Below are 23,106 nucleotides of genomic sequence, written 5' to 3'. Positions count from 1 at the left end.
GCCGTTTCAACCGTGTGACGTGATGTTGCGAGAGTGTCAAACGGTGTACACGGCCGCGTCAAGAGTTCTCGAACAATGTCCGACAGGTCGAACATGGCGGGGTGGCTCGCAAGGCCCTCTGTTCAACGAGGTGTTGACGACTCCAGCCATGCGGTGAGGGCCCACCACCAGTGCAGGGCGGCCAGCGGGCCGTCACCGTCCGCGAGGGACGTGGAGGTGATCTGCCTCAGTCGGCCGAGCCGGTAGCGGACGGTGTTGGGGTGGGTGAACAGCGCCGCCGCGGTCTGGTCGAGCCGGCGTCCGTTGTCCAGGAACGCCAGTGCGGTGAGGGCGAGTTGATGGTGGAAGGCGTCCGCCGGGTCGAGGGAGCCGAGCAGCCGTCGGCTCAGCAGGGTGCCCAGGGAGGGCTGCTCGGCCAGCGCGATCCGGGCGGCGAAGTCCGTGACGTCGAACAGCCCGTGCAGCCCGTGCTGCCGGCCGAGATCCACGGCGCGCACGCACAGCCGGTACAGCGCGGGCAGCTCCGGCAGGGGAGCGGCGGGCGCGACCACCACGAGGGCCTCGGGGTCCACCTCGTCGGCCTCCGGCGGCCGCGGGCACAGTCCGGCCGCGCGGCCGTCGAGCGGCACGGTCACCGCGTGCGGCGAGCGCACCGCCCGCGCGGGCACGGGGGCGGCGACCAGGCAGTGGTAGTGCCCGGCGGCGTCAGCCCGGACCCCGGCGCGCGCCAACTCCTCCTGTCCAGGCGGGGCTTCGCCGACCAGGGCCTGGTGCAGCAACCGGGTGCGGACGGCGCCCAGCGCGCGTGGCGACTCGTGCTCGGCGGCGCGGTAGCCGTGGATCACCTGTCGTTCCATCGCCGCGCCGTACTCCTGGAGCCGCAGGACGACCGACAGCAGCGCCCGGTCCGAGACCCCCACCGAACGGCTCCGGTCCACGACGATCTCCGCCGCGCGGCCCAGCGCCGCCTGCACACCCCGCAGGACGACCGTCATCGGCACGCCCTGCACGGCACGGTCGGCGCCCAGCAGGAGGGCGGCGGTGAAGTCCTGATCGTCCACCGGCCCGGTCCGCCCCGGGGCGGTGAACCAGGGGTCGGCCGCGCGGAGCATCGCCGTCACATGGGACCGGGTCGCCTCCTCGGTCAGCCGGGACAGTTCGGGGGAGCGGCTGCGGGCGGCGTGCACGAGCTCGACGCACACATCGACGTCCGAGGCCATGTCCCGCAGGACCCTGGCGACCGGCTCCGGTCCGTGGACGACGGTCATGGTCCCCCCTCCGCCCGGACGCTGTCGCCGAGCCACAAGCGAGCGGTGCTCACGTTGACGCCCGCGCACTACCGGAGCCGTGTGACGACCTGGTTTCCTGTTGGGCTACCGACGGTAACAGTGCGGCTGTCGCAAGAACACCCCTCGGTCACGCCACCCAGGACCGACCAGGGACCACCCGAGCACGGTCCAGGAACCGCCCCCGCGAAGCCTCCAGGAGGGCCGCTCATGGACACCCCCGAAGCCGACGGAATCACCCGCCGCCACGCCCTGGCCGTGGCGGGCGGAGTCCTCGCGGGCGCGACCCTCGCCGCGCAGGCCCTCCCCGCGTACGCCGCCTCACAGGACGCCGACGCGATCGTCGTCGGCCACGGGCTGGCAGGACTCGTCGCCACCGCCGAACTCGCCGCGGCCGGGCGCAAGGTGCTCCTCCTCGACCAGGAACCCGAGGCGAGCATCGGCGGCCAGGCGTTCTGGTCCTTCGGCGGACTGTTCTTCGTCAACTCCGACGAACAGCGCCTGATGGGCGTCAAGGACACCTACGACCTGGCCTGGCAGGACTGGCAGGGCACGGCGGGCTTCGACCGGGGCGTCGACGACCCCAAGGGCCAGGACCACTGGGCGTACCAGTGGGCCAAGGCCTACGTCGAGTTCGCGTCCGGCGAGAAGCGGTCCTGGCTCTCCGGACTCGGCGTGCAGTGGTTCCCGATCGTCGGCTGGGCGGAGCGCGGCGGCGGTCTCGCGACCGGGCACGGCAACTCGGTGCCCCGCTTCCACGTCACCTGGGGCACCGGACCGGCGGTCGTCGAGCCGTTCGAGAAGAAGGTGCGGGCCGCGGTCGCCGACAACAAGGTGACCTTCAGGTTCCGGCACCGCGTGGACGAGATCGTCACCACCGGGGGAGTCGTCACGGGTGTCCGCGGGGCCGTCCTGGAGCCCAGCGGCGTGGCCCGCGGCAAGCCCAGCTCCCGCACCGTCGTCGGCGACTTCGAGCTGCGCGCCCCGGTCGTCGTCGTCACCTCCGGCGGCATCGGCGCCAACCACGACCTGGTCCGGCAGAACTGGCCCGCCCGGATGGGCACCCCGCCGAAGTTCATGGTCACGGGCGTTCCCGCGCACGTCGACGGCCGCATGCTGGGCATCACGGAGAAGGCGGGCGGGCGCATCGTCAACCCCGACCGCATGTGGCACTACACCGAGGGCCTGCGCAACTACGACCCGATCTGGCCCGGCCACGGCATCCGCATCCTCCCCGGCCCGTCCTCGATGTGGTTCGACGCCACGGGCAAGCGGTTCAACACGCCCGACATCCCGGGCTACGACACCCTGCACACCCTCAAGACCATCACCGACTCGGGCTACGACTACTCCTGGTTCGTCACCACCCAGAAGATCATCGCCAAGGAGTTCGCGCTCTCCGGCTCCGAACAGAACCCCGACCTCACCGACAAGAACGTCTGGCAGCTGCTGTCCCGGATCTGGCAGACCCCGGAGCCGATCGAGAAGTTCAAGAACAAGGGCGAGGACTTCGTCGTCGCCTCGACGCTCACCGACCTCGTCGCCGGCATGAACAAACTGACCGGCACCTCGCTCATCGACCTCGCCGACCTCAAGCGTCAGATCGAGGCCCGGGACCGGGAGATCGACAACGCGTACACCAAGGACGTCCAGGTCATGGGCATCCGCAACGCCCTGAACTACACCGGGGACTCACTCAGCCGCACGGCCGCCATCCACCGGATCCTCGACTCGAGCGCGGGCCCGCTGATCGCCGTACGTCTCAACGTCCTCACCCGCAAGACCCTCGGCGGTCTTCAGACCGACCTCTCCGGCCGGGTCCTGAACGCCGCCGGGAACCCCGTGCCCGGTCTGTACGCGGCCGGAGAGGTCGCCGGCTTCGGCGGCGGCGGGATCCACGGCTACCGCTCCCTCGAGGGCACGTTCCTCGGCGGCTGTCTGTTCTCCGGGCGCCAGGCGGCACGTGCCGCGGCCGCGGCGACCGCGACCTGACCGGGCGTCGAACGCAGTCGAACGCCGTCAAATGTAGTCGGGCACGGTCCGATCGAGCGAGACATGCGCCGAGTGGCCCGACTCACATGGCCAACCAGGTCAGGCACCGACACGATGGTCCTCGTCACCGCCAGGCTGAAGGGGTCCCGGATGTTCCGCAAGGTGCTGGTCGCCAACCGTGGTGAGATCGCGATCCGTGCGTTCCGCGCCGGCTATGAGCTGGGCGCGCGTACGGTCGCGGTCTTCCCGCACGAGGACCGCAACTCACTCCACCGGCAGAAGGCCGACGAGGCCTACGAGATCGGCGAACAAGGGCACCCGGTGCGCGCCTATCTCTCCGTCGAGGAGATCGTCGGCGCCGCGCGCCGGGCGGGCGCCGACGCCGTCTACCCGGGCTACGGGTTCCTCTCCGAGAACCCCGAACTCGCGCGTGCCTGCGAGGAGGCGGGCATCACGTTCGTCGGCCCCGACGCGCGCACCCTCGAACTGACCGGGAACAAGGCGAGCGCCGTCGCGGCGGCCCGCGCCGCGGGCGTGCCCGTGCTCGGCTCCTCCGCGCCCTCCAACGACATCGACGAACTGGTCCGGGCCGCCGAGGAGATCGGCTTCCCCCTGTTCGTCAAGGCCGTCGCCGGAGGCGGCGGACGGGGTATGCGCCGCGTCGAGGATCCGGCCGTGCTGCGCGAGTCCATCGAGGCGGCCTCCCGCGAGGCCGCGTCCGCCTTCGGCGATCCGACCGTCTTCCTGGAGAAGGCCGTCGTCGACCCGCGCCACATCGAGGTGCAGATCCTCGCCGACGGCGAGGGCAACGTCATCCACCTCTTCGAGCGCGACTGCTCGGTCCAGCGCCGGCACCAGAAGGTGATCGAGCTGGCCCCCGCACCCAACCTCGCCCCGGAGCTGCGCGACCGCATCTGCGCCGACGCGGTGCGCTTCGCCCGGCAGATCGGCTACCGCAACGCCGGTACCGTCGAGTTCCTCCTCGACCCCGCGGGCAGCCACGTCTTCATCGAGATGAACCCGCGCATCCAGGTCGAGCACACGGTGACCGAGGAGGTCACCGACGTCGACCTCGTCCAGGCCCAGCTGCGCATCGCCGCCGGCGAGACCCTGGCCGACCTCGGCCTGTCCCAGGAGACCGTGACCCTGCACGGCGCCGCCCTCCAGTGCCGGATCACCACCGAGGACCCCGCCAACGGCTTCCGCCCCGACACCGGCCGCATCAGCGCCTACCGCTCGCCCGGCGGATCCGGCATCCGCCTCGACGGCGGTACCACCCACGCGGGTACGGAGATCAGCGCGCACTTCGACTCGATGCTGGTCAAACTGACCTGCCGGGGACGGGACTTCGAGACCGCGATCAAGCGGGCCCGGCGTGCCGTCGCCGAGTTCCGGATCCGGGGTGTGTCCACCAACATCCCGTTCCTCCAGGCCGTCCTGGACGACCCGGACTTCCAGGGCGGACGCGTCACGACGTCGTTCATCGAAGAGCGCCCGCACCTGCTCACCGCACGCTCCTCGGCCGACCGCGGTACCAAGCTGCTGACCTACCTCGCCGACGTCACGGTGAACAAGCCGCACGGTGAGCGGCCCGAGCTGATCGACCCGGTCACCAAGCTGCCGCCGGCACCCGACACCGAGCCGCCCGCGGGCTCCCGCCAGCGCCTGGTCCGGCTCGGCCCCGAGGGCTTCGCCCGCCAACTGCGCGAGTCGCCGACCATCGGCGTCACCGACACCACCTTCCGCGACGCCCACCAGTCCCTGCTGGCCACCCGCGTCCGCACCAAGGACCTCCTCGCCTCGGCCCCGCTGGTCGCCCGGACCCTGCCCCAGCTGCTGTCGCTGGAGTGCTGGGGCGGCGCCACCTACGACGTCGCCCTGCGCTTCCTCGCCGAGGACCCGTGGGAGCGGCTGGCGGCCCTGCGCGAGGCCGTCCCCAACATCTGCCTCCAGATGCTGCTGCGCGGCCGCAACACCGTCGGCTACACGCCCTACCCGACCGAGGTGACCGACGCCTTCGTGCAGGAGGCCGCCGCCACCGGCATCGACATCTTCCGCATCTTCGACGCGCTCAACGACGTCGGCCAGATGCGGCCCGCCATCGACGCCGTACGGGAGACGGGAACGGCCGTCGCCGAGGTCGCCCTCTGCTACACCTCCGACCTGTCCGACCCGAACGAGCGGCTCTACACCCTCGACTACTACCTCCGCCTGGCCGAGCAGATCGTCGAGGCGGGCGCCCACGTGCTGGCCGTCAAGGACATGGCGGGCCTGCTGCGCGCCCCGGCCGCCGCGAAGCTCGTCTCGGCGCTGCGCCGTGAGTTCGACCTGCCGGTGCACCTGCACACCCACGACACCGCAGGCGGTCAGCTCGCCACGTACCTGGCCGCGATCCAGGCCGGCGCGGACGCCGTCGACGGCGCCGTGGCCTCCATGGCGGGCACGACCTCGCAGCCCTCGCTGTCCGCGATCGTCGCCGCGACCGACCACTCCGAGCGGCCCACCGGCCTCGATCTCCAGGCCGTCGGCGACCTGGAGCCGTACTGGGAGGGCGTCCGCAAGATCTACGCCCCCTTCGAGGCCGGCCTGGCCTCCCCGACCGGACGCGTCTACCACCACGAGATCCCCGGCGGGCAGCTCTCCAACCTGCGCACCCAGGCTGTCGCGCTCGGCCTCGGCGACCGCTTCGAGGACATCGAGGCGATGTACGCCGCAGCCGACCGCATCCTCGGCCACCTGGTGAAGGTCACCCCGTCCTCCAAGGTGGTCGGCGACCTCGCCCTGCACCTGGTCGGTGCCGGAGTGTCCCCGGAGGACTTCGAGGAGTCGCCCGACCGCTACGACATCCCCGACTCCGTCATCGGCTTCCTGCGCGGCGAACTCGGCACCCCGCCCGGCGGCTGGCCCGAGCCGTTCCGCAGCAAGGCGCTGCGGGGCCGCGCCGAGGCCAAGCCCGTCCAGGAACTGACCACCGAGGACCGCGAGGGCCTGGAGAAGAGCCGCCGCACCACCCTCAACCGGCTGCTCTTCCCCGGCCCGACCCGCGACTTCGAGAGCCACCGCCAGGCCTACGGCGACACCAGCGTGCTCGACAGCAAGGACTTCTTCTACGGCCTGCGCCCGAGCAAGGAGTACGCCGTCGACCTCGAGCCGGGCGTCCGGCTGCTGATCGAGCTCCAGGCCGTCGGTGAGGCCGACGAGCGCGGCCTGCGCACGGTCATGTCCTCCCTGAACGGCCAACTGCGGCCCATCCAGGTGCGGGACAAGGCGGCGGCCTCCGACGTACCGGTGACCGAGAAGGCCGACCGCGCCAACCCCGGGCATGTCGCCGCGCCGTTCGCGGGCGTGGTCACCCTCGCGGTCGCCGAGGGCGACGAGGTGGAGGCCGGCGCGACCGTCGCCACCATCGAGGCGATGAAGATGGAGGCCACGATCACGGCCCCGAATGCCGGCACGGTGTCGCGGCTGGCCATCAACCGGATCCAGCAGGTGGAAGGCGGCGACCTGCTGGTCGAGGTGGGATGAGGTCACGGGCCGCGGACGGTCACTCGCCCGCGGCCACGTACCGGTCGTCCGGGTCGTCCGCGTCCTCCCGGCCCGACCACCGGCGGTCCCCCGGGGGTCGCTGCCCGCAGGGGCAGCAGGTCTGCCCCTGCGTCCCGTGACGCGCGCCGGGTCACCCGCTAACGTCCGTCCGTGAACAACTGCACTGTGCCGCAGCGGCCGTTGACCCGGCGTCCGGAGTCCGCCGCGTGAGCGACGAGCCCGCCGTCGAGACCCCTGCGTACGAGACCGTCGCAGCCCCGGAGGCCCCCGCCCGGGACACCTGCGCCCCGGTGACGCCGGTCCCCGAAGCGCCCGCCCCACGCCCCCGTCGGCGCGGCCCGGGCCCCTTCACCCTCCTGGTCCTGCCGGGCCTGGTCACCCTCACCACGGTCGCCGGGTTCCTGGCCCTGACCGGTGGGCTCCCCGACGACTGGAGCCCCGGGGACAGCACCGCGCAGGATGCCGCCCCCGGCGGTGTCGACGCGAGCTACGGCCCCTGGCTGCGCAAGTCCGCCGACGCCTGCACGGTCGTCACCCCGTCCGCCCTCGCCGCGCAGATCGACCAGCTCACCGGCTGGAGCAACGCCGGCGCCACCGCCTCCGGCCCGCAGGGCATCGCCGCCTTCACCGCCGCCGACTGGAAGACCTGGGGCAAGGACGACGACGGCAACGGCCGCTCCTCACCGAGCGATCCGGCCGACGCCATCATGGCGCTCGGCCGCCAGGACTGCTCCCTGGCCCGGCAGGTCACCGACCTCAGAACCGACGGCACCGTCAACGGAGACCTCGTCGACCTCACCCTCGCCGCCTACGCGGTCGGCACGGACGCCGTCACGAAGGCGGGCGGCGTCCCCGCCTCGGCGCAGACCTACCTCGGCGAGGTCAAGGCCCTGTTCGCGAAGTACGAGGCCTTCGACCGGGAGGACGCGAGCGCCGGTGGCGTCCTGGCCGACGCGATCCTGGCACCGCCCGTCACCACCCTCACCATCACCTCGCCCTACGGCTCCCGTCAGCACCCCCTCACCGGCGTCACCAAGCTCCACACCGGCGTGGACTTCGGCGCACCCCAGGGCGCCCAGGTCTCCGCCGCCCGCGCGGGCACGGTCGTCTTCGCGGCCATGACCACGGCCTACGGCAACCGGATCGTCGTCGACCACGGCGCGATCGAGGGCAAACGGCTCCAGACCACGTACAGCCACCTGTCCGCCATCGACGTCACCGTGGGGCAGGCCGTGCAGACCGGGACACCGTTGGGGCGGGTCGGCTCCACCGGCCTGTCCACCGGCCCCCATCTGCACTTCGAGGTGATCTACGACGGCTATTACAGCGACCCCCGGCCCTGGCTGGCGCTGAACGGCTGACGTCACCTCACGAGGGCGGGCGCGACGCCCGGTTCAGAGCGCGAGGCGGCTGCCGACCGACCGGGCGACCTCGGTGTGGGAGAGGTACTCCACGATGCTGTGGGCCCGGTCGCGGGCGTTGATGACGGCGAGGTCGGTCAGGCCGCGACGAACACCAGCGCGAAGTCGAGCCGTTCGTCCGCCGCGAAGAAGGCGTCGGGGTCGAGCCCCGGCCGGGTCGGCGTCTGAGGTGTGTTGTCGACGGTGACCTGGGCGTCGAACTCCACGAAGCACTGCCGGGAGGCGTCCGCGTCGGTGAGGACGTGATGGTTGGTCGTCAGCAGGCTCGGCGAGACGAGGAAGCCGGTGCCGAGCGGCAGTTCAACGGTCCCGCCCCGAAGAGGCCAGCCGTGTGCGGACCGGGCGCGCACGGTCACCGCAGGACGGCCTCCCAGGTGTCCACGGCGTAGTGCAGGACCATGCCGTGGCGCGCGTACAGCCCGGGCGCGCCGGTCGCGTTGGAGGTGTCCACACCGAGCCCGACGGTGTCCCGGCCCCGGGCGGCGAAGGCCGCGAAGGCGTGCCGCAGCAGCAGCCCGGCCAGCCCGCCTCCGCGGGCCTCGCGCAGCACGCCGATGCTGCGGATCCAGCCCATCGCCTCGCGGTCGTCGCGGGCCAGCAGAAACCCGGCGTCCCCGGACTCGTCCGTGCCGGCGATCCACACGAGCGACCAGTCGAGCCCCGCCGCGTCCACGTCGTGCAGCCACTGCTCGTAGCCGCGCGGCTGGAAGTCGAAGTGCTCCGCGAAGGCGGACTGGTAGAGCGCGTGGACACGGACCCGGTCCGCCTCGGTGGCGCAGGACCGCAGCCGGACCCCGGCGGGGAGCGCCGGCGGCCGGTCCCCGGCCCGGTCCAGGGGGCGGCGCAGCACGTGATACCGCCGTACGACCGACCAGCCGCGGGCGCGGAGCAGCCCGGTGTCGAGTGTGGGTGCCGCGTTGAGATGCAGATGCACCACGGCCCGCCCGGCGCCGTTCTCCCGCGCCTTCTCCAGCGCCCGGCTCTCCATCGCCGCCAGGACGAGCCGGCCCGCCTCCTGCCGGTCGGGCAGGACGTAGTGGTCGACGTCGACGCGTTCGCCGCCCGACTCGTCCCACAGCAGCCCGTAGCCGACCAGCCGGTCCCCGTCGAAGGCGAGCCAGGAGTCCCGCTCCGGATCCGTCCCGGGATGCTTCAGATCGGCCTCGACGGTGTGCAGGTCCGTCTCGGGCCGGCCGATCTCGATGAGGTCGATCTCGTTGAGGAGACCGGTGACGGCAGGCGCGTCGGCGAGGGCGGCGGGACGCAGGACGTAGGGCATGGCGACAGGGTCCGGGGGAGGGGAGCCGGCCGCAACGCAATTTCACGTTGTGCAAGGTGCAGCCATGAGCCCTGTATGCGCCCCCGTGCGCCTGGGCAGAATCCGTTCTGCCATTGATCATGCGGGCGGGTGGACACGGGGACACACGATGACACCGTGCACTCGCCACGAACCTCCAGGGAAGGCAGGTCGGTTGTCGTGCAGTTGCGTCTTCCCTCCTCCATATCCGAAGCCCAGCGGTGTCTGGCCGAGGGAGCGGTACCGGTAGGAGGTGCCACGCTCGTGTGGGCCGGCTGGCAGCGGGACGGCTTCCCCGAGCAGGCCGTGTCGCTGCGCAACGTGCCGGAGGCCGGCACGGTCGGCCCCGAGGAACTCGGCGGGGCCGTGCTGCTGAACCGCGTCGACGCGACCGTGCCCGAGGCGCTGCACCGGGCGGCCTCCGGCGTGGGCACCGGGGCGGTGCGCCGGGCCGCCACGGTCGGCGGCAACATCGTCGGCAGCACCCTGCGCTGTCTGCTCCCGGCAGCCCTGGTCCTCGACGCCCGGGCCACCGTCCTGGAATCCGACAGCGTCTACGACACCGATCTGACCGAGCTGCTGGCCAAGCGTCACGTACTGCTCGCCCTGCGCTGGCGCGCACCCCTGGTCAGCGGCTACCGCAAACTGGAGGGCGAGGCGGGCGGCCCGCCGCCCCTCGTCGTCGCCGCCGCGGTGCACGCCGACGGCGACAGCCCCCGTGATCTGCGGGTGGCCGTACGCGACGGCTACGAGGTGTTCAGCGAGTGCACGCCGTACGACCCGGACCCCGAACAGGTCCGGCACGCCCTGGCGGGCACCGACCTGGGCGCCCTTCCCGCCGTCGCCCGGGACGCGGTCCACGCCCAGATCACCGACGTACTGGCCCGCGTCGCCGAAGGCTGAGGCCCCGCCGCGCAGCCTCCGGGCCACGACAGGCTCTCCGGCTCACGTCTCCCGTTCGGGCGCGTACGTCTGCGCCGTCAGCTGGAAGGTCCAGGCGACGCCCTCCCGCGCCGTGCGGGTCGCCGGCGGTACCCGCAGCCAGTAGGTGCGTCGCGTCCCGTCCGGCTCCGGTGTGGAGTTGAGGACCTCCACCATGACGACGGGCTCGTCGTCCGGGAGGTCGATCCGCCACAGGGTGCCCGTCTCGTCGCGGTGGACGTGACGCGCTCCGGAGTCCGCCAGATAGCGGTCGTAGCCGTAGTACTCCAGCATGACCCGGCGCAGTTCGGCGTTCTCCTCGGACCGGATCCGGTCCGGGGTGAGCGCCGGCAGTTCGGCGAGGAACCGGGCCGGGACCGGCATGCCGCGCCAGGCGTACAGGGCGAAGCCGTCGGGGTACGCCAGTGCCGGGCCGTCCCCGTGGTCGAGCCGGCCCGCCTCGTCGCGGTGCAGGGCGACGGGACGCTCGCACACCACCGCCACCCGCGCGAACGGCCACCACCAGCCGGCGTGGCGACTCACCGCGGCCAGCCCCTCGAGCGGACCCCGGTCCGTCGGGAACGCGGCGAGCCACGGCGCGTCGTGCTGACCGAGCACGGCGTCCAGCAGCACCAGCCGGACCTCCGCGGCCTCCTTCCCCGTGTCCCCGCCGGCCAGTTCCTCCAGCACCCCGGCGCGGATCCGGTCGACGAGCGCCTGCGTCGTGTCCCACAGGAGCCCGCCGGTCGCGGCCCAGTGCGCCGCCCAGCCCGCCGCGCCCAACCGCGTGTGCAGCCGCTGCCGTTCACCCGCCCAGGGAGCACTGCGGACCGCCTCACGCACACTGGGGCCCTTGTCCGCCGACTCCCGGACCAGCGTGACCGCCGCCCGCGGTGAAGCGGCCCACACCACGCGCTCCGGCTCCGGCAGCCCGGCCTGCCGGTAGGCCCGGCGCACGCCGGCCTCGGCGGCCGCGCGGTCGGCGGGCACGGCCGCAGCGGCACACGCCCGCCAGCGACGGACGTCGTCGAAGGACGTACCCTCCACCACCGGCTCCGCTCCCGCCCCGGGCACCGCCCCGGCCGTCTCCGTCGTCGTCATCCGCCCCTCCGTCACCTCGGTCACCGCTCTTCAGTCCGTCCTCAGTCCGCGACGATCCGCACGGATCCGGGCACGTACTCCCGCTGCCGGATCACCCGGAACCAGCCCCTCGGCAACGCGATCGCCGCATGCTCCTCATGGACCACCCGGCCGCCCTGCGGAAGGTGCAGCAGCAGCGGACCGAGCGGCCCGGGCTCGCGCACCAGATCGCCCGGGCCCACCACCGCGTGGGCGTGCCCGGTGACCTCGCCCAGCGCCAGCACGAGCCGGCCCCGGCCGTCCCGCCGCTCCTTCGGTGCGACCGCCACGTGCGGCGGCAACGCCTCCTGCGCGACGGGCACGATCAGCACGTCTCCCTGCCGGTACATGGCTCTCCCCTCTCCGCCGGACGCTGCGCGCACCGGCCTCATGACGAAGACGGTACGGACCAGCACTGACAACGCCCCCGGACCGAGGCCCGAGCCGATGTTCTGAACCGAGGCCCCGGCGCGGGGTGTTGTCAGTGCCTGTTGGTAGAACTGCGGACACATCACGGACCGCGCATCTTTTTCTCCCGGGAGCAGCCGCATGACCGTCACCGACCACCTGCACGCGCTGTACCGGCTGCCCGCCCACACCTTCCCGGGCCCCGGCGGCAGGACGGACGACCTGCCCGACCCGGAGGCCTTCGCCTGGCGCGTCACCAGCGACGTCTACGACGCCGACGAGGACTGGACCAAGGCGTTCGCGCGCTTCTGTTCCGCCGTCGACACCACCCGCGTGAGAGCCCTGATCGTCGGCGCCTGGCAGGAGGCCTACGACACGGACCCCTCCGACGTCATCGAGGCACTGGTGGCCGCCCGGGACCGGTTCCCCGCGCTGCGGGCGGTGTTCCTCGGCGACATGGTGGGGGAGGAGTGCGAGATCTCCTGGATCAACCAGACCGATGTCACCCCGGTCCTGGCCGCGTACCCCGCGCTGGAGGAGTTCGGCGTGCGCGGCGGGTCCGGGCTGCGTTTCCCCGCCGTGAGCCACCGCGCGCTGCGCAGGCTCGTGATCGAGACGGGCGGGCTGCCCGCGGAGGTCGTGCGCGGGGTCGGCGGCAGCGACCTGCCCGCGCTGGTCCACCTCGACCTGTGGCTCGGCACCCCCGAGTACGGCGGCGACAGCGAGGTCGCCGACCTGGAGCCGATCCTGTCCGGCGCCCGGCTGCCGAGCCTGCGTCACCTCGCCCTGCGCAACAGCGAGATCCAGGACGCCGTGGCCGCGGCCGTCGCGTCCGCGCCCGTGGTGGCCCGTCTGGAGGTGCTGGACCTCTCCATGGGCGTGCTGACCGACGAGGGCGCGGCCGCCCTGCTCGGCGGCCAGCCGCTCACCCACCTCAAGAAGCTCGACCTGCACCACCACTACCTGAGCGGGCCCCTCCAGGAGCGCGTGCGGAGGACCGTGGAGACCGCGGGCGTCGAGGTGGACCTCGACCGCGACGACGCCGAGGAGGACGCGGACGACGACGGCACGACGTGGCGCTACGTCGCCGTCGGGGAGTGAGCACACCACCCGTGGGCCACCGTCCCTCCTCCCTCGACCGGTTCCGCACGGCGCGCTCGCCCGAGCCGCGCCTGGCGGTGGTCGGCAACCCGGAGAACCGTCGGGTCGCCCTCTTCGAGGACGCGGTACGCGCGGCCGGCCTGCCGACCCCGCGTGTCGTGCCGTGGGCGGACGTACTGAGCGACGGCGGCGCCGACTTCGCCGCCGAGGAGATCGTCCGCCTGGACTCACCCGGTGAGAACTCCGAGGTCGACCGGCTGCTGCGCGGTGCCACCGATCCGACGCGGGTCGAGGGCTCGGGCCGCTGGTACGCCCGCTTCACCACCGCGGTACGCAGCCTGCGCGGCGGCGTCCGCCTCGACGACCCGGACGAGCTGGCGGTGCTGTTCGACAAGCGGCTCTGCCACGCCGTCCTGGACGCGGCGGGAGTCCCGGTGCCCGCCTCACCCACCTCGGGCCCGCAGGGCGCGCCGGTGCGCGGCTGGGACGACGTGCGCGCGGCGATGCGCGAGCACCGGATGGCCCGGCTCTTCGTGAAACCCGCGCACGGATCGTCCGCCTCGGGCGTCCTCGCCGTCGAGTCGGGCGGCGGCGGCCGGATCAGGGCCACCACCTCCGTGGAACTCGCCGCCGACGGCGGCCTGTACAACTCCCTCAGGGTGCGCCGCTACGAACGCGAGCAGGACATCGCGGCCATCGTCGACGCGCTCGCCCCGGACGGACTGCACCTCGAGCGCTGGCTGCCGAAGGCATCCCAGGACGGCCGGGCCGCCGACCTCAGGGTCGTCGTCGTGGCCGGTCGCGCCACCCACGCGGTGGTGCGCACCAGCCGCTCGCCGATGACCAACCTCCATCTCGGCGGCCGGCGAGGCGACCTGGACGCCGTCCGGGAGAACGTCGAGGCGGCGGGTGCCCGCTGGACCGACCTGCTGGGCGTGTGCGAGCAGGCCGCGGCCTGCTTCCCGCGCACCCTGTGCGTCGGTGTCGACCTGCTGCCGGCCGTGGGCTGGCGCAGGGCCGCGGTCGGCGAGGTCAACGCCTTCGGCGACCTGCTGCCCCGGCTCACCGGCCTGCCCGGCAGCGGTGCGGAGGGCCTCGACACCCATGCCGCCCAGGTGGCCGCCGTCCTGGGTGATCTCGCCCGGTACAGAACAGGAACACCGCATGCCTGAGCCCGACATCGACGAAGTGCCCGACATGAACGAGGTGGTGGGCAGCCACGACCTGCTGCTCGTCACCCTCGACACCCTCCGCCACGACGTCGCCGCCGAGCTGGCCGCCGCGGGCCGCATTCCCCACCTGGCCCGCCACCTCCCCGGTGGCCGCTGGGAGAAGCGGCACGCGCCGGGCAGCTTCACCTACGCCTCCCACCAGGCGATCTTCGCGGGCTTCCTGCCGACCCCGGCCGCCCCCGGACCGCATCCGCGCCTGTTCGCGGCGAGCTTCGCGGGCAGCGAGACCACCGCGGGCGGAACCTACGTCTACGACACCCCCGACCTCGTCTCGGGCCTCGCCGGGGACGGCTACCACACCGTGTGCATCGGGGGAGTGGGCTTCTTCAACCAGCAGGGCCCGCTGGGCTCGGTGCTGCCCGGCCTGTTCCACGAGGCACACTGGGCACCGGAGTTCGGCGTCACCTCACCCGAGTCCTTCGAGAACCAGGTCGCCCGCGCCGAAGCCGTCGTACGCGGACTGCCGCACGAGCAGCGGCTGTTCCTCTTCGTCAACGTGTCCGCCCTGCACCAGCCGAACTGGTTCCATCTGCCCGGCGCGACCCGCGAGAGCGGCGACAGCCGGGAGACGCACGCCGCCGCGCTGGAGTACGTGGACCGGCACATCGGGCGGCTGTTCGCCGCCGTGAGCAGCAGGCGCCGCTGCTTCGCGATCGTCTGCTCCGACCACGGCACCGCCTACGGCGACGACGGCTACACCGGGCACCGCCTCGGCCACGAGTCCGTGTGGACCGTGCCGTACGCCCACTTCTTCCTCGACCCCGCACCCCGTCCGACGGAGGCCGGCCGATGACCACCGCCGAGCCGGCCACCCGCACCGGCCCGTACCAGCACTACGTCTACGCCTACCCGCACAAGACGGCCTACCGGGAGCTCCCCGACCGCCCGTCCCTCAAAGCTCTCTGGGCGGCCGAGCCCAAGGACACGCTCTCCCTCTACCTGCACATACCGTTCTGCGAGGTCCGCTGCGGCTTCTGCAACCTCTTCACCCGCATCGGCGCCCCCGACGGACTGACCGGCGCCTACCTCGACGCCCTGGAACGGCAGGCGAGGGCCGTACGGGAGGCGCTGGGGGAGACGGACGACGTCCGCTTCGCCACGGCGGCCTTCGGCGGCGGCACCCCCACCTTCCTCACCGCCGCTGAGCTGGACCGGCTCTGCGACATCGCCGAGCACCGCATGGGCGCCGACCTCCGCGCGGTCCCGCTGTCGGTCGAGGCCTCGCCCGCCACGGCCACCGCCGACCGCCTCGCCGTCCTGGCCGGCCGGGGCACCACCCGACTGAGCCTGGGCGTGCAGAGCTTCGTCGACTCCGAGGCCAGGGCCGCCGTACGCCCGCAGCGCCGCGCCGAGGTCGAGGCGGCGCTCGCCCGCGTCCGCGACACCGACATCCCGGTCCTCAACATCGACCTGATCTACGGCATCGACGGCCAGACCGAGCAGACCTGGCGGCACTCCCTGGACGCGGCCCTGGCCTGGCGGCCCGAGGAGCTCTACCTCTACCCGCTCTACGTCCGTCCCCTGACCGGCCTCGACCGCCGCGGTCCCGGCGGGGCCGCGGGCCCCGACCCGGCCTGGGACGAGCAGCGGCTGCGGCTGTACCGCGCAGGCCGCGACCACCTCCTCGCGCACGGCTACACCCAGCACTCCATGCGCATGTTCCGCCGTACCGACGCCCCGCCGCAGGGCGCGGACGACTACGCCTGCCAGACCGACGGGATGATCGGCCTCGGCTGCGGAGCCCGCTCCTACACGGCCGGTCTGCACTACTCCTTCGACTACGCCGTCGGCATGCACCAGATCCGGGGCATCATCGACGACTACGTCGCCGCCGACGTCTCCGACTTCGCCCACGCCGAGGTCGGTCACCCCATGAACCCCCGGGAGGCGCGCCGCCGGCACCTGCTCCAGTCGCTCCTCCAGGCCGAGGGCCTGCGCCTCGACGACTACCGGGCCCGCTTCGGCGTCGCGCCCGCCGACGACTTCGGTCCCGAACTCGAACGCTTCGCCGACCGCGGCTGGCTGACCGACACGGACCCGACGACCCTCAGGCTCACCCCCGAAGGCCTCGCGCACTCCGACGCCATCGGTCCCGAGCTGTTCTCCCCGGCCGTGCGGGCCGCCATGACCGCGTACGAGCGGAAGTGACCCGGCCGCCATGGACCTGACCCTGCTCTACCGCGGCCCGCTCGCCTCCTGCGACTACGACTGCCCCTACTGCCCGTTCGCCAAGCGGCGCGACAGCACGGAGCAACTGCGCGCCGACCGGGCCGCCCTCGAACGGTTCGCGCAGTGGGCCGCGGCCCGCACCGACGACCGGCTCTCGCTCCTGTTCACCCCGTGGGGCGAGGGACTGGTCCGCTCCTGGTACCGGCGCACCCTCGCCGACCTCTCCCACCTCCCGCACATCCGCCGGGTCGCCGTCCAGACCAACCTCAGCTGCCGCACCGACTGGCTCGCCGAGGCCGACCCCGACACGCTGGCCCTGTGGTGCACCTACCACCCGGGCCAGACGCCCTACGACCGCTTCCTCGGCAAGTGCCGCGAACTGGCGGAGCGGGGCATCCGCTTCAGCGTCGGCGTGGTCGGTCTGCCCGAGCACCTCGACGCGGCCCGCCGGCTGCGCGCCGACCTGCCCGCGCACGTCTATCTGTGGATCAACGCCGCCGAGGGCCACACCTACGAGGACGCCGAGGCCGACATGTGGACCGCCCTCGACCCGCTCTTCCCGTACAGCCGCCATCCGCACACCAGCGCCGGCCTGCCCTGCCGCACCGGCGACTCGGTGATCTCGGTCGACGGCGAGGGGACCGTCCGGCGCTGCCACTTCGTCCGCGCCGAACTCGGCAACCTCTACGACGGCTCGTATCGTGCCGCCCTGCGCCCCCGCCCCTGTCCGCTCGCCGTCTGCGACTGCCACATCGGCTACGTCCACCTGGAGACGCTGCCGCTGTACGACGTCTTCGCGGGCGGGGTCCTGGAACGGATCCCGGCACCCGCTCCCGCACAGCACTCCGCCCGCATCACGACGATCGCGACGCGGGCGGAGGCACGGGTGAAGACACGGGCGGGGACGACGGACCCGCAGGGCGTGGTCTGACAGGGGCTAGGGGGTCACGTCCGTGACCCTCCAGCGCTGGTTGGAACCGGAGTTGGCCTGCCAGGTCGTGACGGCCGCGCCCTCGTTGGTCGCCTGGCCGCCGACCTCGAGGAGGCGTCCGGTGGCCACGTTGACCAGGGTCCATGTCCCGTCGCCGGTGGTCGACATGATCCACTCGGTGGCCGGGTCACGCTCGCCGGTGTCGGGTTCGACCACCGGCACGTTGTCGCGGACGGCGAGGCGCTCGCCCTCGGCCGGGTTGGCGAAGACGTAGTGCTGGCGGGCGCCCGTCCTGCCGTACCGGGCGTCCAGCTGCCACTGCTGCGCGGTGCTGCCGTCGGCCGAGCCGATGACCAGGTTCGTGCCGTTGGCCCCGACGGTCACCGCCTTGCCGCTCTGCACGCCGGTCAGCGTGTAGGAGTGGCCCTTGCTGAACAGACCCGCGTTCTTCGCGACGCCGGAGACACCCTTGACGGCGAAGGACGTCACGGACTGGGCCGGCACGGTGTACGTCGCCTTGCCGTCGACGACCTTGACCGGGGCCTGCTGCTTGAGCTTGCCGTCGGCGCTGGTCACCGTGGGCGTGACGGTCGCGCTGTTCTTGACGGTGCGGAACTTGGACAGGTCGATGGTGACCGTGCGGGCCTCGGTGGTGCTGTTGACGTGGACGACCGAGGCGCCCTTGCCGTCCTTGGTCACGGCGGCGGCGCTGGAGGTGTCGTCCACCTTGATCAGCTTGTCGCCGGGCTTGATGAAGTGCGTGAAGTTCCTGGCCGTGTCGAACTTGGTGTTGGTGTAGATCGGGCAGGACTGGAGGGTGTCCGTGCTGGTGCAGCTGAACGGAAGCTGGATGGAGCCCCAGTTGCCGCCCTTCGCGGACTCGCCGCCCGGCTTCATGTTGTCGTAGTCCTCGACCGGCTGCCAGAACACCCAGGCGGTGGGCTCCAGTTCACGCAGGTCGTTCACCATCTGCTGGGCGAGCCCGAGGCCCGGACGCATGTCCGTGAAGCTCTGTCCGTCGCCCCAGTCGCCCTCGACCTCGCTCATCCACAGCGGCTTGTCGGCGGCCTTGGCGAGATCACGCACGGTGGTGCGCTGCCCGGTGCCGTAGGTGTGGACGTTCATCTGGTCGACGAGGTCCTTGGAGGCCTGCGAGTAGGCGTTCCAGTTCGTCGCGAAGATGGACGGGTTGGTCTCGTCCATCGCCGATATCTGCGCCTTCGTCTTCGCCTTCTTCAGCGCGGGCGCCAGCGCGGCGAGCACCTTCTGCTGGAGCTCGGGGCCGATGTGGGCGCCCTCCTGGCGGCCGCCCACGGGCTGGCCGTTCGCGTCAAGACGGGTGCCCCAGTAGCCGGTGTTGGGCTCGTTGAACGGGTCGACGGTGTCGACCTTGATGCCCTCGGCCTTCTCCAGCCGCTTGGTCGCGCCCGCCACGTAGGCGGCGAAGTCGTCGACGGAGTCGGCCTTGAGCTGGTCGGTGTTGGCGTTGAAGCCGCCGGACACGTACCCGCTCTCGGTCATGAACCACGGAGGGGAGTTGCTGAACGTCTCCCAGTGGGTGATGTCCTTCTTGATGCGGTCCACCCACCAGCGCTGGGTGGCGTCGGCGTCCTTGTTCCAGTCCGCCGGGTCGTCCGCGCTCCACCAGTCGGTGTCCTCGCGGGTGGTGCCCTCGGGTGCCTTCCACCAGCCCTCGACGGCACCGCCGGCCCGCAGATAGTCCGTGACGTCCGGGGCGTTGCCGCCGCCGATGTTGTACCGGGCGATGTTCAGCGCGAGGCCGTCGTCGCCGAAGAGCAACTTGGCCAGCTTCTCGCGGATCGCCGGGGGATAGTCCCCGGTGGCGTTGGCGAACCAGACCAGGCTGGTGCCCCAGCCCTCGAACTTCTGCTGCTGGTACGACGGATCCGGCGTCACGGTGACGGCGGCCTCGGCGTGTGCCTGCACGGGGACGCTGAGGAGGGCGGCCCCGGTGGCCAGCGCGGTGAGTGCGGCGGCCCCGAGGTTCCGTCTGCTGCGGGTACGGCGTGCCATCTGTGCTCCCAACTGCGGTGCGGTCGCTGTGGTGGGCCCCTCCTGCCGCGTGGACAGGAGGGGATGGCCCTCGGCGCGGCCGCGTGCCGTGCCGAGGAGTCGTGGGGGTTTTGGGTGTGCGGGTGTGGGCGTCAGTCGCAGGGCCGGCGCAGTACGGCGACCTCCCGCGGTCCGAGGACGAGGGCGCCCTCCGTGCCGCCGGTGCCGACCAGGACCTCTCCGTCCATCCCGGTAACCGGCACCGTGTCGTCGGTCCGGTTGACCAGGAAGAGGAACCGTTCCTCGGCGCCGCGCCGGACGGTCAGCTCGACCGATCCCCTTACGTCCGCCGGGAGTTCACTGCCGACCCCGGCCGGCTCCAGCAGCCTGGGCAGCAGTGAGGTCAGCCCGTCGACACCGAGCCGGGTGGAGACGTACGAGGCCGAACCGTCGCCGGTCGGGCGCCGGGTGATCGCGGGGCGTCCGGCGTGCACACCGGTGCGGTAGCGCGCCAGCACCTCGGTGTCGCCGTCGGTGACGGTGATCCGGTCGGTCCACAGGCTGCCCGAGGTGGCGTCGTCCAGTTCCACGGACTCCCCGGTGAGCAGCGGGCCGAACTCCTCGATGCGGATGCCGAGCAGGTCGCGCAGGGCGCCCGGGTATCCGCCGAGCCAGACGTGGTCGTTCTCGTCGACGACCCCGGAGAAGTACGTGGTGACGAGGTGGCCGCCCCGCTCGGCGTAGCAGGTCAGTTCCTTGGCCAGTCCGGCCGGCACCATGTGCAGCACGGGCGCGATCAGCACCTGGTGCCGGGAGAGGTCGGCGCGGGTGGTGACGAGGTCGGCACGGACACCGAGGGCGAGCAGCGCCGAGTACCAGTCGAGCGCCTCCTGCCGGTAGTCCAGCAGGGCGGTGGGGTGGGAGTCCTGCTCACTGGCCCACCACGACTCCCAGTCGTAGAGGATGCCGACGGCCGCCGACTCCCGCTCCGAACCCGCCACCGGGGCAAGGGCCTTCAGCGTGGCGCCGAGGGCGGCCACCGCGCGGAACAGGTCGCTGTCCTCGCCGGCGTGCGGGACCATCGCCGAGTGGTACTTCTCGGCGCCGGCCGCCGACTGCCGCCACTGGAAGAAGCACACCGCGTCCGCGCCGTGCGCCACGTGCAGCAGCGAGTCACGGGCCAGGTCGCCGGGCCGCTTCGCCACGTTCACGGGCTGCCAGTTGACGGCGCTGGTGGAGTGCTCCATCAGGAACCAGGGCCGGCCGGCCGCGATGCCGCTGGTGAGGTTCGCCGAGAAGGACAGCTCGTCGCGGTCCTGCGGGCCGGGGTGGACGTAGTGGTCGTTGGAGACGAAGTCGATCTCGCTCGCCCAGTCCGGGTAGTTCATGCCCTTGGTGTTGCCCATCACCATGAAGTTCGTGGTGACCGGGACCTCCGGCGTGATCTCCCGCAGGATCTCCCGCTCCGCGACGAGGTGGTCCTTCAGGGCGTCCGAGGAGAACCGCTTGAAGTCCAGCTGCTGCGTCGGGTTGGGGTGCGAGGCGGCCAGCCGGGGCGGCAGGATCTGCTCCCAGTCGCTGTAGCGCTGCGACCAGAAGGCGGTGCCCCAGGCGTGGTTGAGGGCGTCGAGCGAGCCGTAGCGGGCATGCAGCCAGACCCGGAAGGCGCGGGCCGCGTCGTCCGAGTAGTCGTAGACGTTGTGGCAGCCCAGCTCGTTGGAGACGTGCCAGGCGACGAGCGCCGGGTGGTCCCGGTAGCGGTCGGCGATCTTCCCGACCAGGCGCAGGGCGTACTCACGGAAGACGGGAGAGGTGGGCCGCCAGTGCTGGCGGGCGCCCGGCCAGAGCGTCTCGCCGTTCGCCGTGACCGGCAGGATCTCCGGGTGGGCGGTGGTGAGCCAGGGCGGCGGGGAGGCGGTGGCGGTGGCCAGGTCGACGCCGATCCCGCCCGCGTGCAGCAGGTCCATGATCTCGTCGAGCCAGCCGAAGTCCCAGGTGTCCGGACCCGGCTGGATCCGGGCCCAGGAGAAGATCCCCACGGAGACGACGGTGACGCCGGCCTCCCGCATCAGCCGCACGTCCTCCTCCCACACGTCCCGCGGCCACTGCTCGGGGTTGTAGTCGGCGCCGTACGCCAGACGCGGAGCGGGGTCACCGTCCGCCCCGCGCAGCATGCGGGACTGGAGGGTGGAGATCATGGCGGTCCTTCCGAAGGTGGTGCACGGGGGCGGCGCGGCCCGGGTGCCGCGCCGCCCGGCGTTTTGTGCTTCTCGACTGCTTGTCGAGTGCGTGTCGAATGTCCGTCGGCTGCCCGCCGACGACTACTTCTCGACGGTGAAGCCCTGCTCCTCGCCGTACTTGATCGAGGCGTCCTGCCAGGCCTTCAGACCGTCCGCCAGCTTGGTGCCGGAGACGTACGCCTTGCCGACGGTGTCGTTGAAGATCGAGTTGGCATACGGCTGGAACGGGAGGTACGACCAGTCGCTCGCCACGTTCGCGGCGGAGTCGGCGAAGATCTTGTTGGCTTCCTGGCCGCCGAAGTAGTCGAACTTCTTGCTCTGGAACGAGGCCGACTCCAGCTCCGCCTTGGTGGCGGGGAAGGCACCCTCGCTGACCCGGGTGGCGACACCGTCACCGGCGTCGGCGTACTCGGCGAAGGCGTAGGCGAGTTCCTTGTTCTTGGCCAGCGCCGGGACGGCCAGCGAGCTGCCGCCGTTCTCCGCGCTCGCCTTGTCGCCCTTGGTCCAGGCCGGCATCGCCGCCGCGCGCCACTGGCCCTTGGCGTTCGGGACGCCGGTGGTGAAGTTGGCGGGCATCCAGGCGCCGGTGGCCAGGGTGGCGATGGTGCCGTCGCCCAGGCCCTTGTACCAGTCGTCGGTCCAGCCGTTGACCGGGGCGAGCAGCTTCTCGTCGATCAGCTTCTGCCAGACCGTCTCGAACTTCTTGGCGCCCGCGTCGTCGAAGTTGACGGCGACCTTGGTGCCGTCGACCTTGTAGGGGCGCGAACCGGCCTGCCACAGCAGGGAGGTGGTGAAGCCCGGGTCGCCGAGGTCGTTGGCGATGTAGGCCTTCGGGTCGGCCTTGTGGAGCTTGCGGGCCGCGTCCAGGTACTCGTCCCAGGTGGTCGGGACGGCGATCTTGTACTTGTCGAAGACCGTCTTGTTGTAGAACAGCGCCATCGGGCCCGAGTCCATCGGCAGGCCGTAGACCTTGTCGCCGTCGCTGACCGCGTTCCACGGGCCGGGCGTGTACTTCGAGGCGAGCTTGGCGGCGCCGTAGGGTGCCAGGTCGGTCAGGCCCTTGGTCAGGGAGTACTGGCCGAGCGCGAAGTACTCGACCTGGGCGACGTCCGGGACGCCCTTGCCGGCCGAGATCGCGTTGGACAGCGCGGTGTAGTGCTTGTCGCCGGAGCGCTCCCCGACCAGGTTGATCTTGACCTTCGGGTACTTCTTCTGGAAGTCGGCGGCCACGGTCTTCAGGGTGGGCTCCCAGGCCCAGACCGTGATGTCGCCGCCCTTGTCCAGGGCGGCCTGGATGTCGCCGGCGGAGACGGCCTTCGTGTCGGAGTCGTCGTCCGAACCGCCGCAGGCGGTGACGCCCAGGGCGAGGGTGGAGACGAGGGCGATGCCGCGCACGATGCGGCTCGTTGTTCTGCGCATGGGGCTGCTTC

Annotated in this window: 17 protein-coding genes; 9 read left to right on the top strand and 8 right to left on the bottom strand. The window is 72.2% G+C overall.

Annotation, left to right across the window (positions count from 1 at the left end; genetic code table 11):
* Positions 1–122 precede the first annotated feature (122 nt).
* Positions 123–1,268, bottom strand: coding sequence for a helix-turn-helix domain-containing protein (locus tag OHU34_RS04140; RefSeq protein WP_405764791.1), 1,146 nt, complete (start codon positions 1,266–1,268; stop codon positions 123–125).
* A gap of 228 nt (positions 1,269–1,496) precedes the next feature.
* Here OHU34_RS04140 and OHU34_RS04135 point away from each other — a divergent pair, with 228 nt between their 5' ends.
* The 3 genes from OHU34_RS04135 to OHU34_RS04125 all read left to right on the top strand — a co-directional run bounded on the left by OHU34_RS04135 (position 1,497) and on the right by OHU34_RS04125 (position 8,185).
* Positions 1,497–3,278: an FAD-binding dehydrogenase gene (locus OHU34_RS04135; RefSeq protein ID WP_405764788.1), complete on the top strand. Its 1,782-nt coding sequence runs from the start codon at positions 1,497–1,499 to the stop codon at positions 3,276–3,278.
* A 150-nt stretch (positions 3,279–3,428) separates the two neighbouring features.
* Positions 3,429–6,803 (top strand): pyruvate carboxylase, encoded by a 3,375-nt coding sequence (locus OHU34_RS04130; protein WP_405764786.1) that lies wholly within the window; start codon positions 3,429–3,431, stop codon positions 6,801–6,803.
* Positions 6,804–7,030: 227 nt separating this feature from the next.
* On the top strand, positions 7,031–8,185 hold the full coding sequence (locus OHU34_RS04125) for a M23 family metallopeptidase (protein WP_405764783.1): 1,155 nt from the start codon (positions 7,031–7,033) through the stop codon (positions 8,183–8,185).
* A gap of 137 nt (positions 8,186–8,322) precedes the next feature.
* On the opposite strand, the gene OHU34_RS04120 is transcribed toward OHU34_RS04125, so the two are convergent.
* Together OHU34_RS04120 and OHU34_RS04115 are read right to left on the bottom strand one after the other, a co-directional pair.
* Positions 8,323–8,601, bottom strand: coding sequence for a trypsin-like peptidase domain-containing protein (locus tag OHU34_RS04120; protein ID WP_405764781.1), 279 nt, complete (start codon positions 8,599–8,601; stop codon positions 8,323–8,325).
* A complete protein-coding gene (locus tag OHU34_RS04115) occupies positions 8,598–9,524 on the bottom strand; it encodes a GNAT family N-acetyltransferase (RefSeq protein WP_405764779.1) in 927 nt (308 codons plus the stop codon). The genes OHU34_RS04120 and OHU34_RS04115 overlap by 4 nt, the downstream gene beginning before the upstream one ends.
* A gap of 198 nt (positions 9,525–9,722) precedes the next feature.
* Here OHU34_RS04115 and OHU34_RS04110 point away from each other — a divergent pair, with 198 nt between their 5' ends.
* Positions 9,723–10,445: an FAD binding domain-containing protein gene (locus tag OHU34_RS04110; RefSeq protein ID WP_142267657.1), complete on the top strand. Its 723-nt coding sequence runs from the start codon at positions 9,723–9,725 to the stop codon at positions 10,443–10,445.
* Between the two features lie 42 nt (positions 10,446–10,487).
* On the opposite strand, the gene OHU34_RS04105 is transcribed toward OHU34_RS04110, so the two are convergent.
* Together OHU34_RS04105 and OHU34_RS04100 are read right to left on the bottom strand one after the other, a co-directional pair.
* A complete protein-coding gene (locus tag OHU34_RS04105) occupies positions 10,488–11,564 on the bottom strand; it encodes a DUF6745 domain-containing protein (protein ID WP_405764776.1) in 1,077 nt (358 codons plus the stop codon).
* A 41-nt stretch (positions 11,565–11,605) separates the two neighbouring features.
* Positions 11,606–11,932, bottom strand: a complete 327-nt coding sequence (locus OHU34_RS04100; protein WP_405764774.1) for a hypothetical protein — start codon at positions 11,930–11,932, stop codon at positions 11,606–11,608.
* 199 nt (positions 11,933–12,131) lie between these two features.
* Between OHU34_RS04100 and OHU34_RS04095 the strand changes: the two genes are divergently transcribed.
* From OHU34_RS04095 to OHU34_RS04075, 5 genes are read left to right on the top strand one after another with little or no spacing between them, the layout of a single operon-like run.
* Positions 12,132–13,091: an STM4015 family protein gene (locus tag OHU34_RS04095; protein ID WP_230193820.1), complete on the top strand. Its 960-nt coding sequence runs from the start codon at positions 12,132–12,134 to the stop codon at positions 13,089–13,091.
* A gap of 11 nt (positions 13,092–13,102) precedes the next feature.
* On the top strand, positions 13,103–14,263 hold the full coding sequence (locus OHU34_RS04090; RefSeq protein WP_405772143.1) for an STM4014 family protein: 1,161 nt from the start codon (positions 13,103–13,105) through the stop codon (positions 14,261–14,263).
* 25 nt (positions 14,264–14,288) lie between these two features.
* Complete coding sequence (locus OHU34_RS04085) at positions 14,289–15,116, top strand: STM4013/SEN3800 family hydrolase (RefSeq protein ID WP_405772141.1); 828 nt, start codon at positions 14,289–14,291, stop codon at positions 15,114–15,116.
* The gene (locus tag OHU34_RS04080; RefSeq protein WP_230193819.1) at positions 15,113–16,471 is read left to right on the top strand and encodes an STM4012 family radical SAM protein; all 1,359 of its coding nucleotides are present in this window, start codon (positions 15,113–15,115) and stop codon (positions 16,469–16,471) included. The genes OHU34_RS04085 and OHU34_RS04080 overlap by 4 nt, the downstream gene beginning before the upstream one ends.
* Before the next feature lie 10 nt (positions 16,472–16,481).
* Positions 16,482–17,423 (top strand): STM4011 family radical SAM protein, encoded by a 942-nt coding sequence (locus tag OHU34_RS04075; RefSeq protein ID WP_230193818.1) that lies wholly within the window; start codon positions 16,482–16,484, stop codon positions 17,421–17,423.
* A 6-nt stretch (positions 17,424–17,429) separates the two neighbouring features.
* Here the strand turns inward: OHU34_RS04075 and OHU34_RS04070 are convergent, their stop codons facing one another.
* The 3 genes from OHU34_RS04070 to OHU34_RS04060 all read right to left on the bottom strand — a co-directional run bounded on the left by OHU34_RS04070 (position 17,430) and on the right by OHU34_RS04060 (position 23,095).
* Positions 17,430–19,457 (bottom strand): glycoside hydrolase, encoded by a 2,028-nt coding sequence (locus OHU34_RS04070; protein ID WP_405764769.1) that lies wholly within the window; start codon positions 19,455–19,457, stop codon positions 17,430–17,432.
* Positions 19,458–19,588: 131 nt separating this feature from the next.
* A complete protein-coding gene (locus tag OHU34_RS04065) occupies positions 19,589–21,634 on the bottom strand; it encodes a beta-galactosidase (RefSeq protein WP_405764767.1) in 2,046 nt (681 codons plus the stop codon).
* A gap of 123 nt (positions 21,635–21,757) precedes the next feature.
* Positions 21,758–23,095 (bottom strand): ABC transporter substrate-binding protein, encoded by a 1,338-nt coding sequence (locus tag OHU34_RS04060; protein ID WP_142267665.1) that lies wholly within the window; start codon positions 23,093–23,095, stop codon positions 21,758–21,760.
* Between the last annotated feature and the right edge of the window lie 11 nt (positions 23,096–23,106).

This window comes from Streptomyces sp. NBC_00080, assembly GCF_045041255.1.
In the GTDB taxonomy this organism is placed as follows: Bacteria; Actinomycetota; Actinomycetes; order Streptomycetales; family Streptomycetaceae; genus Streptomyces; species Streptomyces coriariae.
The sequence above is the reverse complement of the archived record's forward strand: the minus strand, read 5'-3'. Positions and strand labels throughout refer to the sequence as shown.

Excerpts from the sequence above, each read along its gene's own strand:
- OHU34_RS04140 (WP_405764791.1), bottom strand. The coding sequence starts at position 1,268 with ATGACCGTCGTCCACGGACCGGAGCCGGTCGCCAGGGTCCTGCGGGAC.
- OHU34_RS04135 (WP_405764788.1), top strand. The coding sequence starts at position 1,497 with ATGGACACCCCCGAAGCCGACGGAATCACCCGCCGCCACGCCCTGGCC.
- OHU34_RS04130 (WP_405764786.1), top strand. The coding sequence starts at position 3,429 with ATGTTCCGCAAGGTGCTGGTCGCCAACCGTGGTGAGATCGCGATCCGT.
- OHU34_RS04115 (WP_405764779.1), bottom strand. The coding sequence starts at position 9,524 with ATGCCCTACGTCCTGCGTCCCGCCGCCCTCGCCGACGCGCCTGCCGTC.
- OHU34_RS04105 (WP_405764776.1), bottom strand. The coding sequence starts at position 11,564 with ATGACGACGACGGAGACGGCCGGGGCGGTGCCCGGGGCGGGAGCGGAG.
- OHU34_RS04100 (WP_405764774.1), bottom strand. The coding sequence starts at position 11,932 with ATGTACCGGCAGGGAGACGTGCTGATCGTGCCCGTCGCGCAGGAGGCG.
- OHU34_RS04095 (WP_230193820.1), top strand. The coding sequence starts at position 12,132 with ATGACCGTCACCGACCACCTGCACGCGCTGTACCGGCTGCCCGCCCAC.
- OHU34_RS04085 (WP_405772141.1), top strand. The coding sequence starts at position 14,289 with ATGAACGAGGTGGTGGGCAGCCACGACCTGCTGCTCGTCACCCTCGAC.
- OHU34_RS04080 (WP_230193819.1), top strand. The coding sequence starts at position 15,113 with ATGACCACCGCCGAGCCGGCCACCCGCACCGGCCCGTACCAGCACTAC.
- OHU34_RS04075 (WP_230193818.1), top strand. The coding sequence starts at position 16,482 with ATGGACCTGACCCTGCTCTACCGCGGCCCGCTCGCCTCCTGCGACTAC.
- OHU34_RS04070 (WP_405764769.1), bottom strand. The coding sequence starts at position 19,457 with ATGGCACGCCGTACCCGCAGCAGACGGAACCTCGGGGCCGCCGCACTC.
- OHU34_RS04065 (WP_405764767.1), bottom strand. The coding sequence starts at position 21,634 with ATGATCTCCACCCTCCAGTCCCGCATGCTGCGCGGGGCGGACGGTGAC.
- OHU34_RS04060 (WP_142267665.1), bottom strand. The coding sequence starts at position 23,095 with ATGCGCAGAACAACGAGCCGCATCGTGCGCGGCATCGCCCTCGTCTCC.